Source organism: Hydrotalea flava, assembly GCF_001623405.1.
In the GTDB taxonomy this organism is placed as follows: Bacteria; Bacteroidota; Bacteroidia; order Chitinophagales; family Chitinophagaceae; genus Hydrotalea; species Hydrotalea flava.
The window spans coordinates 50,572-63,415 of the sequence record NZ_LUHG01000106.1; the positions used below are offsets into that span (position 1 = coordinate 50,572).

The 12,844-nt window shown below is 40.1% G+C and carries 12 protein-coding genes; 6 read left to right on the forward strand and 6 right to left on the reverse strand.

The window, feature by feature from the left end:
- Nucleotides 1–35 precede the first annotated feature (35 nt).
- From A0F92_RS14420 to A0F92_RS14435, 3 genes are all read left to right on the forward strand, one after another.
- Complete coding sequence (locus tag A0F92_RS14420) at nt 36–719, forward strand: response regulator transcription factor (protein WP_068247778.1); 684 nt, start codon at nt 36–38, stop codon at nt 717–719.
- Nucleotides 720–908: 189 nt separating this feature from the next.
- On the forward strand, nt 909–1,562 hold the full coding sequence (upp, locus tag A0F92_RS14425; RefSeq protein ID WP_068247781.1) for a uracil phosphoribosyltransferase: 654 nt from the start codon (nt 909–911) through the stop codon (nt 1,560–1,562).
- Between the two features lie 174 nt (nt 1,563–1,736).
- Nucleotides 1,737–2,732: a PorP/SprF family type IX secretion system membrane protein gene (locus A0F92_RS14435; RefSeq protein WP_253810509.1), complete on the forward strand. Its 996-nt coding sequence runs from the start codon at nt 1,737–1,739 to the stop codon at nt 2,730–2,732.
- 28 nt (nt 2,733–2,760) lie between these two features.
- On the opposite strand, the gene A0F92_RS14440 is transcribed toward A0F92_RS14435, so the two are convergent.
- Nucleotides 2,761–3,372, reverse strand: coding sequence for a DNA-3-methyladenine glycosylase (locus A0F92_RS14440; protein ID WP_068247868.1), 612 nt, complete (start codon nt 3,370–3,372; stop codon nt 2,761–2,763).
- 137 nt (nt 3,373–3,509) lie between these two features.
- On the opposite strand from A0F92_RS14440, the gene A0F92_RS14445 reads away from it, so the two are divergent.
- Both A0F92_RS14445 and A0F92_RS14450 read left to right on the forward strand, forming a co-directional pair.
- Entirely contained in the window at nt 3,510–4,328 is an 819-nt protein-coding gene (locus A0F92_RS14445; RefSeq protein WP_068247790.1) for an EI24 domain-containing protein, read from the forward strand.
- 23 nt (nt 4,329–4,351) lie between these two features.
- Entirely contained in the window at nt 4,352–5,056 is a 705-nt protein-coding gene (locus tag A0F92_RS14450) for an SAM-dependent methyltransferase (protein ID WP_068247792.1), read from the forward strand.
- Nucleotides 5,057–5,067: 11 nt separating this feature from the next.
- Here A0F92_RS14450 and A0F92_RS14455 read toward each other — a convergent pair whose 3' ends face one another.
- From A0F92_RS14455 to A0F92_RS14470, 4 genes are all read right to left on the reverse strand, one after another.
- Nucleotides 5,068–5,844, reverse strand: coding sequence for a DUF4249 domain-containing protein (locus tag A0F92_RS14455; RefSeq protein ID WP_068247796.1), 777 nt, complete (start codon nt 5,842–5,844; stop codon nt 5,068–5,070).
- A 4-nt stretch (nt 5,845–5,848) separates the two neighbouring features.
- Nucleotides 5,849–8,194, reverse strand: a complete 2,346-nt coding sequence (locus tag A0F92_RS14460) for a TonB-dependent receptor (protein ID WP_068247799.1) — start codon at nt 8,192–8,194, stop codon at nt 5,849–5,851.
- A 163-nt stretch (nt 8,195–8,357) separates the two neighbouring features.
- The gene (locus A0F92_RS14465) at nt 8,358–8,750 is read right to left on the reverse strand and encodes a hypothetical protein (RefSeq protein WP_068247801.1); all 393 of its coding nucleotides are present in this window, start codon (nt 8,748–8,750) and stop codon (nt 8,358–8,360) included.
- A 1-nt stretch (nt 8,751) separates the two neighbouring features.
- Nucleotides 8,752–10,122 carry a M20/M25/M40 family metallo-hydrolase gene (locus A0F92_RS14470; protein WP_253810511.1) on the reverse strand — a complete coding sequence of 457 codons (1,371 nt, stop codon included), beginning with the start codon at nt 10,120–10,122 and terminating at the stop codon, nt 8,752–8,754.
- A 235-nt stretch (nt 10,123–10,357) separates the two neighbouring features.
- On the opposite strand from A0F92_RS14470, the gene bshA reads away from it, so the two are divergent.
- Entirely contained in the window at nt 10,358–11,524 is a 1,167-nt protein-coding gene (gene bshA / locus A0F92_RS14475) for an N-acetyl-alpha-D-glucosaminyl L-malate synthase BshA (RefSeq protein WP_068247804.1), read from the forward strand.
- 111 nt (nt 11,525–11,635) lie between these two features.
- On the opposite strand, the gene A0F92_RS14480 is transcribed toward bshA, so the two are convergent.
- Nucleotides 11,636–12,826, reverse strand: a complete 1,191-nt coding sequence (locus A0F92_RS14480) for an aspartate aminotransferase family protein (protein ID WP_068247875.1) — start codon at nt 12,824–12,826, stop codon at nt 11,636–11,638.
- Between the last annotated feature and the right edge of the window lie 18 nt (nt 12,827–12,844).

Consider the following 12,844-nt stretch of genomic DNA (forward strand, 5'->3'; position numbering starts at 1 on the left):
ATAGTATAATATTGCTATATAAAATGTATCCATGCATGGCAAGTACGATAAAAATAGCCATCATTGATGATCGTTTATGCGATTTGGAACTCATTACCCATGCTGTGCAACGTATCAATGGTTGTTCCATTATCCTTAAGCATACCCGGCCCATGCAATTTTTTGAGCATTTAATGGAAAGTACCCAAATACCGGATGTGCTGATTACCGATTGCCAAATGCCCGAAATAGATGGCATGGCACTTACCCGTTTGGTGCATTTGTTTCTTCCACAAGTAAAAACAATGGTTGTTTCCGGTTTATTGTCAGAATTGGATGTAGCAGAATTATTAGATATTGGTGCCAGTGCCATTGTAGCAAAAGGTTCATTGCAAATAGCAAAGAACAATACCTTACAAATGGCTATTGCTGCAGTTACACACAATAAAATTTTTATTGACCCTATTTGGGAAGAAACACTTGTACAAAATACATTTAACCAGTTACAGAAAAAAAAAGAACACCGGCAAACACCCGATTTCTCTGAACATGAACAAAAAATCATACAATTACTGGCTACCCATCATCAATATAAAACCATTGCCCAACTCATGCACTTATCGCACCGTACTGTTGAAACACATGTAAAAAAAATAGCAGAAAAAGCCGGCACCCATAATAAGGCACAAATCATTGCCTATGGTATTAAAAATTTTTTTATCCGTGTATTCCGTGGCTAAATTTCTTGTTGCGCTACCTCAGTTCTTCCTACACTTTTTCCAAAAAATATTGGCTGTATTCTCTACTTATTCGCAATTTCTTCAATCAATTTTAGAACAACGGCATAAGCAACACATGCAAATGCCGCTACTTCCAATTTTTTCCCTTTATTTTACAGCATTTTAGTACCCTAAATGCACCTATTATATATGATTGTTAATTTAAGTGATGCACATAGTTTGGTGAGTAACTGGACGGCAGAAATCAGGAACATCCACATTCAAACCGACAGAATGCGCTTTCGCCGCAACTTAGAGCGAATAGGTGAAGTTGCAGCATATGAAATTAGTAAACAATTGCCCTGGCACGAAGTGGAAACACCTACTCCATTGGGTATTCACTATAGTAAAGTTTTAATAGAGCAGCCGGTATTAGCCACCATTTTACGGGCAGGTTTACCCATGCACCAGGGTATGCTGAATTATTTTGACAAAGCTGATAATGCGTTTATTTCTGCCTACCGCAAACACCACCACGATGGCAGTTTTGAAATTTGTTTGGAATACATGAGTTGCCCTTCGTTGGATAATAAAACCGTTATCATCAGCGATCCCATGTTGGCAACCGGAGCCTCATTGGTTAAAACCATTCAGTTCATACAACAGGAATACAAACCCGCCGCCATTCATATTGTGGCTGCTATTGCCTGTACCGTAGGCATTGAATTTGTGCGAAGAGAATGTGGCGCTAATATTCAATTATGGTGTGGGGATATTGATGATGAGTTAACCGCTAAAGGCTATATTGTTCCGGGTTTGGGCGATGCAGGCGATTTGGCTTATGGTGCCAAAGACCAATCTTGATTTTTTTTACTTTTTTTTGTTAAATAGCTCAACAAATGAAAAAGATAAACAGCATTTCCTGTATTTTGTATATCTGTTTTCGTAAATCTAAATTTGAAAGGATGGGTTCTGCTTTGCTTCAATGAATGGCTTAGCTGCTTTCTGTTCTTCTTTGCACCGGTGCTCATGAAAAAAATGGTACTATTTTCCCTACTACTTTCTATTTGCCAACATTTGTGGGCACAAGACCCGCATTTCTCTCAATTTTTTTCATCGCCTTTAACCCTTAGCCCAGCTTTTACCGGTAAATTTGATGGCAATATTCGGGTGGCCGGTAATTACCGCAACCAATGGCCCACCATTAACAATGCCTTTACCACCGGTACTGCTTCAGTTGATTTTCATATTATGCAAAATAAAATTGCCAGTAATGATGTATGGGGACTAGGTTTTATGGCCTATAACGATAACAGTGCCAATGGCGCCGTCAAATTTAATTATGCTACCGTTTCAACCGCCTACCATAAAGGCCTAGATGAAGATGGCAATAACACCATTGGTTTAGGTGTGCAATTAACATATGCTAATATGATAATTAACACTGCCGGACTTACATTTGAAGACCAGTTAACCAGCAATGGATTTACCGGTGTTACCAGCGAAGTGTTTAATGGCGCTACTTTAAAATCGAATTACATGGATGTGAATGCCGGTATTTTATACAACGGAAGTACCACCGATAAAAATAATTTTTATTTTGGCGTTAGCCTGTATCATATTACCCGCCCTCAGCAATCTTTTACGGGGGCTACCTATACGCTCAATCCGCGTGCCACCCTACATGCGGGTACTTATTTTCCTATTAGTGATAATACTACTTTACACCTCAGTGCTTTGCAAAGTTTTCAGGGCGGCGCCTCTGAAACAGTGATAGGTGGTGCTTTTCAGTTTACCCCCACATTAAATTTAGAGCAGGATGTTAGTGTATATGTAGGCACCTGGATGCGGCTAAGAGATGCGTTTATTCCCTATGTTGGGTTAGAATATGGCAACTTTAGGTTGGGGGCATCCTATGATGTAAATACTTCCGCTTTAAAAACAGCATCACAGGGTGTGGGCGGCATTGAAATATCACTCATTTATATACAGAAGAAAAGTGATGCCAAACCTATTAACTGCCCCAAATTTTAAAAAATATTTTCCAAACAGAAGCGCCGCTTCAATCAAGCTCTTTTTTCCCACTTACATAAGGATTTCCCTTTATCAAAAAACGATAGGGTAATAAAGCATCCTGACCGGCATAGTCAACGCCTATCCGTTTAGTCGCTATCCAATCTAATTCATTCAACACAAATCCATCTTCAGCAATATACAATTGTTTATCGTTTAATAAACATCCATTATGTAAACGGTGAATGCCCAATGCTTTACTAACATTACCCGGCCCACGGCCAATGGAATAATCGGCCATTGATTTGCCCATCCGTTGCAACATAGTATTGATACCGGTTACCGGTTCAATGGAGCGGATTAAAACAGCGTGTGGTATATTTTTCGGACCGGTAACCACGTTAAACAGGTGATGGATACCATAACACAAATACACATAAGCACATCCGCCCGCTGCATACATGGTTTGGGTACGTTGGGTGTACCTGCCTCCATAAGCATGCGAAGCTTTATCAGTAGTGCCGTAATAGGCTTCTGTTTCAACAATACGACCAATGGTTAATTGTTGCTCAAATTGGGTAACCAATAACTTTCCCAATAAATCTTTAGCAATTTGTAACACATCGTTTCTTTGGTAAAAATGAAGGGATAATTTCTGCATGGTAACCTGGTTCAACACTGCAAATTACTATAAATTGAGGGGTACAAATTGTATGATCGCTTTACTGAAAACAACGTTTCAAAAAGCAAATCACCCATAAATAAAAGGAAACGATTATTTTCGTAACAAAAAGCCATTTGCTCAAAGAAATTATTATAGCGGTTCAGGCCTATTTTAAAGCCCACCAATTCATTCAACAACACCGGTTGTGGAAATGGATTATTATTCCGGGCATTTTATATGCGCTGCTGTTTATTGCCAGCATGGGCTTTTTTTTACACTCCACCAGCGGTGTAATTGAATGGTTGAGCTTAAAAACCGGATTAAAAACCTGGTTAGATAAAATGCAGAGTACCTGGCTGGGGTTTTTATTTACTTTATCGAGCCTGGGTTTACTGCTCATTCAAATGTTGTTTTACTTTTCGTTCTTTAAATATTTTTACTTAATTGTAGGCTCACCGGTATTTGCTTATTTAAGCGAAAAAACAGAAGCCATCATCAATGGGCAGGATTATCCCTTTAGCTTACGCCAATTGGGTACCGATATGTGGCGGGGTATTCGCTTAGCCATTCGCAATGCATTATGGCAAACTGTTTATTTAATTGCATTGCTGATACTTAGTATTATTCCATTATTTGGTTTAATTACGCCCATTATTGCGCTTTTTGTAGAAGGTTATTACTATGGTTTTTCAATGCTGGATTATAGTATGGGGCGGCACAACAAAACCATGGGCGAAAGCACTTATTATATTGGTACACATAAGGGGTTGGCCATTGGTAATGGACTGGTATTTTACATCATGCACCTGTTGCCTTTTGTTGGCTGGGTATTGGCCCCTGCTTATGCAGTAGTGGCAGCAACATTAGCGTTATATCCACTGCATCAAACAGAAGCACCTACTATACCTCTTCCGGGCAAACCACTTTCTAAAAAAAATCATTCCACATCATAGCTTTATAAGCAATAATTTTTTACATGAAACCAGGAACAGTTTTTTTAATTCCGGCTCCTTTATACGATGATGCTCTGAATGCATTACCCGCCCATATTTTACCGGCTATTCAGCAATGCCATGCCTTTTTTGTAGAAAACGAAAAAACTACCCGCCGTTATTTTAAACAAATTTGGAAAGAAATGGTGATTGACGATTACGCCTGGTTTACCATACATAAAGCCGAGGAATCGGTGATTACCGCGTTTAAAAAAATATTGTTAGAAGGAAAGAATATAGGCATTGTAAGCGAAGCCGGATGCCCGGGCATAGCCGATCCCGGACAAATACTAACAGGCATAGCCCAACAAATGCAGGTAACGGTACACCCACTGGTAGGGCCAAATGCAATATTGCTGGCTTTAATGGCAAGTGGCATGAACGGACAGCGCTTTGCGTTTGAAGGCTATTTACCTATTGATACTGCTGAAAGAAAAAATAAAATTAAAACACTTGAGCAGATATCCCGACAACAAAACAGCACACAAATTTTTATTGAAACACCTTACCGTAATCAGGCATTGCTGCTGGATATAATACAGGTTTGTAAAGAGAATACCCTGCTTTGTATTGGGGTTGATATTACCGCCCCATCAGAAAATATTTATACCAAAACTATTGGTGAGTGGAAAAAAACAACCTTACCACTGCATAAAAGGCCGGCCGTTTTTTTATTGTTAGCCAATTAATACAATAAACATTATTGGGGTATAATAACCGATTTACGCTGCCGGGTATGGGCGCTAAAATAACCTAATACGCCACCACTAATATTACTGGTAGGGTTGGCCGGCGTGGCTGCATTATTTTGTAAATCTTGCAAACCGCGTACATATTGATAAATGGGCTTATCTATACAACGCATTTCAACTGTAATGGTGTCGCCGGGGTTAATGGTACTATCGGGTTCAATTAAAGGGCGGGTTGAAATACCCCCATTGGTTAAGTTATCATCCCACACAAAAATGCGCTGATTCTCTACCCGATTAATGTATTCTATAAACCAATAATAATTGGCCACATCGGCAGGATCATTATACTGCGGCTGTACAATCGGAATAATTTTTCCTGCAAAAATGATATTAGACACAGGTAAGCTATCTAAATTAACCTGTAACGGCATGGTAGAACTGGCAGTATACGTATTTCCATTTTCTACAACTTGTAACCGATAGGTAGCGCCGGGTGAGCCTAACAATTGATTGTTTACATACGTACCCGGACTTGTTTGCACCAATTGATATACGTTACCACGCATATCGGTAATGGAAACCACCGCATCGGTAACCGGTGGAAACACGTTATCGGCACTAAAACTTACCGATTTGGAAATAAGTACCTGTGCAGGTGAAGTGTTGGTAACCATACCTTCAATAACCAATACAGGTGCTGCATTTTTTAAATCGACATTGATCATTTTTTTACAGGAAAAAAATAACATCAAAGAAAATAATATGCTGAGTGATACTATGCGCATACATTTAAAATTTAAAGTTCCAGGTTATACTGGGTATAAACCGAAATAAAGCAGTTTGCTGTGCTACTGTTTTATTGGGATTATTCGGATCATCAATAAACGTTATAAAATAAGGATTTTCGCGGCCATACACATTATACACCCCAAACGTAAAACTGCTTTGGTATTTATGGTATGGATTTTTTTTGTTTTGCACCGTAGCAGCAATATCTAAACGATGATATGCCGGCATACGGTAACCATTGCGTTCAGTATATAAAAAAGTGGTTTGATTGTTAACGCGGTATTTACCGCTGGGGAAGGTAACTGCATTACCGGTATTATACACCCAATTGGCAGAAAGGGTCCACCGTTGGTTAAGCCGGTAAATACCCACCATGGTAATGGCATGTGTTTGATCTTGTCGGGCCGGGAAATAATTGCCATTATTAATGCCGGCAAATTTTCTTTCGGTTCGTGAAAGGGTATAACCTATCCATCCCGTTAATTTACCTATATTTTTCTTGGCAAAAAGCTCAATACCATAAGCCCTTCCTACCCCATATATCAACTCATTCTCTACATTATCATTGGCTTGCAAATCGGCGCCATTTTTATAATCAATCTGGTTCTGCAACCATTTATAATAGGTTTCAACGGAAAATTCATATACCTGATTTTTTGAATTTTTATAATAGCCAAGCGCAACCTGGTCGGCAATTTCAGGTTGTACATTATTGGTACTGGGCAACCACAAATCGGTAGGTGCACCCACCGTTGAATTGCTGAGCAGATGTAAATTTTGCACATTACGGTTGTAGGAAAATTTCAAAGAAGCATAGGTATTTAGTAAATAGCTGGCACTAAAACGTGGTTCCAGATTCCAATAGCTGGCAACGGACTTGCCTTTGGGTACATGAATGGTGTCAATGGTATTCCCATTACTATCGTACTGATAATAATTACCCGGGCCAACTGCCAATAAATTAGACAGGCGTAACCCATATACAATATTGAATTTATCGGCAAAACTCAGTTCATGTGATACATACAAAGCACTTTCATAAGAGTAACGGTTTTGAATGGTGGCACTTTTTAAATTAGAAGTAGCAGAAGCGGTGATGGCTCCCGGTGATACGGTATGATGAATGATATTACCCCCAAATTTTATTTTATTATTGTTGTTGATGAAATAATCAAAATCCTGTTTCAAATTCAGGTCTTGAATTTTAGAGGTAATTTTAAATTGATCAGTACCCGATTTAATGCGAATAACATAATTATAATTGCTAAAAATAAGTGAGGTATTCGAAAATAGTTTATTACTCACAATATGGTTCCAACGCAGGGTACCCGTGGTATTGCCCCAATCGCTGCCAAATGTTTGGCCAAAGCCCAGTACATCGCGCCCAAAATAACCCGATAGGTATAAATGGTTTTTTTTGTTGAGTGTATAATTGGCTTTCAGGTTTAAATCATAAAAATATAAGGTATTGGAATTAATGGCTGAATCGGGCGATAATTTCAAAAATAAATCGGCATAGGTTCTGCGACCACTGATAATAAAAGAGCCTTTATTTTTCACTATAGGCCCTTCTACCGTTAATCGTGATGATATTAAACCCACACCGCCATCAACATGGTAGGCCTTGTCGTTCCCATCTTTCATTTTAATATCCACCACACTACTTAGTCTGCCGCCATATTGTGCCGGCATACCACCTTTGTACACCGTAACATCTTTAATGGCATCCGAATTAAATGTAGAAAAAAATCCCAATAAGTGTGAGGCATTGTAAACAGGCGCCTCATCTAATAAAATTAAATTTTGGTCGGCACCCCCACCCCTCACAAAAAAACCACTGTTACCATCACCTGCCGATTTAATGCCGGGCAACAATTGTATCGATTTTAAAATATCTTTCTCGCCCAGTAACACCGGTAGTTCATTCACTTCACGCATATTTAACTTATCTACCCCCATCAAAGGTTTGGCTACATTCTCATTTTTCTTTTTAGAAGAAACCACTACCTCCTGCAAGTTATTGGCAATAGGAACTAAATGTAAATTCAGCTCCCGGTTTTGGTTAAATGCAACCGTTTGGGTAAGGGTTGCATAGCCCGCATACCGCACTATTATGGTATACGTGCCCGGCTTTACCGTTATGGAATAAAACCCATAAGCATTGCTGGTAACACCAATGCCGGGTAATTCTTTCAATTGAATAACCGCACCAATCAATAACTCGCCCGATGATTGATCGCGAACCACACCATTTAAAGTAAATTTAGATTGCGCAAAAACAGTTACGGTAATGAAACAAAACACCAACAATGCCATCGCCTTCAAGCAGTATCTTTCCAACATCATACAATCCCTTTTAGTAACCATAGCAACAAATTATTGCAAGGTTGGTTTGATAAGCCGGGCAAAGATGTGAGACAAAATGCAAAAAATCATGCATTTGTATAAATAAAAAATACCCATTCATAAAAATATAACATAAAATTAATATATAATAATCCAAGCCAAATCAATTGGGCTGAATACCGGTTTCACCGCCCACTCCTCTAATTTCAATCACACTGTCTACAATAAATTTTTGCATGCCACGCCAGGGTAATGCCCCGAGGTACAATTTATAATGGAGATTCATATCACGTCCCGAATTTTTTTCTAATATAGCTGCTACTTGCGGATTGGTAACACTAAATGAAAACTCATTGCTTTGCACATTGGCTTTAAATCCGCTTTGTATAATTTTACCTTCATAGGTTTTAAAAATAATGCCCTTATGCTGAAAAGTGTTGAGCACTCCCGCTTTGGTACCCGTTGCAAATACAAAATAAAACTGCCAGTAAAACCAACCGGCACCAATAATAATGAGTATAATGATGGTATTACGCAACCATTTTTTTACTTTCATATTAAAAATATTTGTCTACAAGATACACCAGTCCGGCCATATTAATGGCCCCCAGCAATAATTCTCTTTTATTTACTGCTTCAAACACATCGGCTTTGGTATGATGAATATCAAAATAGCGCTGGTTATCGGGCATTAAACCACAGGCAGGAATGTTGAAATGGCGTGCTAACGGACCAATATCGGCGCCGCCACCCCCTGCGGCTATCTTATCGGTACCATAAGGCTGTAACAGGGGAATCCAACTTCTGAGTGCAGCTAATTTTTCGGGTGAAGTGCTACACCCAAAACCACGAGGGGTAAATCCACCTTCATCACTTTCCAATGCAAAAATGGGCTGATCGGTTTGCATAGCCGCCACACGGGCATATTCGTTGCCGCCGCGCAAACCATTTTCTTCATTGGCAAATAATACAAAATGGATGCTATGCTTGGGGCGATAACCCACTGCTTTAAAAGCCCGCATTACTTCCATGGTTTGTACCACCCCGGCACCATCATCATGCGCCCCTTCTCCTTCATCCCAACTGTCTAAATGCCCACCAACGGTAATGTATTGCTGTGGCAGTTCTGTTCCTTTTAAAACACCAATTACATTATAACCAATCGTATCGGGTAAAAAATAGCCATGCGTTTCTAAATGCAACTGTACGGGCATACGTTGGCACCAGGCAAATAAACTGTCTGCATCCTGTAAACCCAAGGCAGCGGCGGGTATTTTAGGCAAAGAATCATTATAGGCCATTACCCCGGTATGTGCATAATTATCGGTTGAGCCGCTTAATGAACGAATAACAATACCCACGGCACCATATTTAGCTGCAATGGCCGCACCATTACGCCGGTAAGCACCTGATTCACCATAGGCCCTGCCGGGAATAATATACGTTGGGTTAAAAGGATAATTGAAAAACACAATTTTACCTTTTGCTTCTGCTTGATGTGCCTCTAATTCAGCAAAATCACGCACCGCCAATACCTGTGCCGTTATGCCACCCGGTTTTGTACCCAGTGAATTACCCAATGCAGTTACCGATAATGATTTTTTAACCTTACGCCCATTCATTTGCACCACAGTAGCTGCATCTTTCCCGCCACGCACCCAATGGGGTACCCTACACGCTTGTAAATACACGGTATCGGCACCCATATCTTTCATGGCCTGTTGGCCCCAGAGTACTGCTTTCATAAACTGAGGCGAGCCGGTCAAACGTCCACCAATTTGTTTGGTTAACTGGTGTAGAAGGGTATATGACTTCCCATTGGTTAATACATCATCCGATATTTGTTTAATCAGCAAACTGTCGCTTGGCTGTTGTGCAAATGCCATACAAGGTACCATCCATATACCCAATAATAATTTTTTCATCATAGCCGTTTAGGGTTTATTAGAATAAAACAAAGGTTGTCTCAAAAAAATTTATACCGATAAAGATAAAGGAATCCCCCTAAAAATAATCTGTTGAAAAGGCAGCCAAAACGGCAAGTGGTGTGCTTAGTTTACTGGTTAAAAAAGTTAATTTAACCCATTTGGGCAAAAAGGATGTTGCCATAATTGAACTGAAAGGATAAATAGTTGTTACTTAGCACAAATAATCAGTTGAATCATGCGCATTGGTATCGTTTGTTATCCAACATTTGGCGGAAGTGGTGTATTGGCAACAGAATTGGGAAAGGCATTGGCCGATGAAGGCCATCAGGTACATTTCATTACTTACCAGCAACCGGTAAGGCTCAATGAATTTAATACCAATATTTTTTATCATGAAGTAAGGGTACCCACCTATCCGTTATTTGATTATCCGCCTTATGAAGTGGCCTTAGCCAGCACCATGGTGGATGTAATTATTAACCACGATTTAGATTTATTGCATGTACACTATGCCATACCCCATGCATCTGCCGCTTATATGGCCAAACAAATTGTAAAAAGCAAAAACGGGCGAAATGTACCCGTTATTACCACTTTACATGGCACCGACATTACTTTAGTAGGCCGCGATAAAACCTATGAGCCGGTGGTTACTTTTTCTATTAATGAAAGCGATGCCATTACTGCTGTTTCGCAGAACCTGCGGGAAGAAACTTATAAAAGTTTTGCCATTACCAAAGAAATAGATGTCATTACCAATTTTGTAGATGTACATCGGTTCAACAAAAAACCTTTTGATGCTTTCAAAAAAGTAATTGCCCCCGCGGGTGAAAAAATTCTGGTGCATGCCTCTAATTTCAGAAAAATAAAACGGGTGCAGGATGTAATTAAAGTATTTGCCGAAGTGCGAAAATACCTGCCTGCCAAATTGTTAATGGTGGGTGATGGCCCGGAACGGCCGGTAATGGAAGAATTGGTGCGTGCTTTAGGGTTAATGGATGATGTACGTTTTGTGGGTAAGCAGGAACAGATGGAAGAAATTTTAGCCGTGAGTGATGTATTTTTATTACCCAGCGAATATGAAAGTTTTGGTTTAGCAGCCTTAGAAGCCATGGCGGCCAGAGTAGTGGTAATTAGCACCAACGCAGGCGGCTTGCCGGAGATAAATATACAAGGGAAAACGGGATTTATGGCCAATGTAGGCGATGTGGCTACCATGAGTGAATTTGCCATTACCATTTTAAAAGATGAGCAAAAACTCAATAAAATGAAACAGGCTGCTTATGAGCAGGCGCAACATTTTGATATTGTGAATATTATTCCCCAATACGAAAAATTATATAGCCGTTTCTGCAGAATGACCATCCATGAACCCAACCAACAACAGGCAGTGAAGGAGTAGAATGGGCATTGTACGTTACGGTAGGAGTTGTAATGCATACACCCAGCACTAAGTAGCACGGTTCAACAAATGGGTACAAGCTATACCGGTGCTATACAGTAGTATATCCCGCTATTCAACCCCCGTATCAATAATACTTTGCATAACTATACCCGCTATTTTTTTCAATTCTCTTTTTTGGATACACAAAGGCGGCGCAATACGCATAGCTTGCGGCCTGAATAAAAACCAATCGGTAATTAAACCGTGTTGAATACATTGATGAATGACTTTTTGATTGGTTTCAAAACTATCAAATTCCACTGCCATCCATAAACCCGCACTGCGTATGGACTTAATGGCCGGATGCTGCAAGTAATTCTTCAAATAAATTTCTTTCTCTTTTACCGCTTGTGTAAAGTTTTGGTCGAGCAATACCTCAAAAGCTGCTTTACCTGCTGCGCAGGAAACCGGATGCCCGCCAAAAGTGGTAATATGGCCCAATACAGGATTGTGTGTTAGCAAGTGCATATATTCCCTTGTTGCAATAAAGGCACCCAAAGGCATGCCCCCGCCCAGGGCTTTCCCTAACAATAAAATATCGGGTACAATATTCATTTGTTCAAATGCCCAAAGGGTGCCTGTTCTGCCAAAACCCGATTGTATTTCATCGGCAATCAGCATTACCCCCATTTCCGTGCATTTGGCGCGTAAAGCCTGTAGCCATTCTTTTGCAGGGCTTACAATGCCCGCTTCGGCCTGCACCATTTCAACCACCACACAAGCGGTTTGGTTATCAATAGCTTCTATGGCAGCCTCGCTGCCATATTCCAAATGATATACTTCCGGCAACAAAGGCCGGTACGCATTGCGCCAATATTCGCTACCCATGATGCTTAAAGCACCCTGTGTACTGCCATGATAGGCATTCTGAAAGGCCAGTATTTTTGTGCGGCCGGTAATGCGTTTGGCCAATTTCATGGCACCTTCTGTAGCTTCAGCCCCGCTATTGGTAAAGTACACACAGTTTAATGTTGTGGGTAAATGATCGGTTAATAATTTGGCATAGGCCACCTGCGGTTGTTGAATAAATTCGCCATACACAATCAGGTGCATGTATTCAGATACTTGTTGCTGAACAGCACTCACTACTTTGGGATGGCTGTGCCCTATATTGGCTACACTAAAACCCGAAATACCATCTATATATTCCTTGCCATATACATCAAATAAGTAAATGCCGTGTGCACGTTGCATTTCTAAACCTATTGGGGCATTAGATGTTTGTGCAATATGTTGTAAAAAAAGTTGCCTGTAATTCATACCCAACAATACATTAGC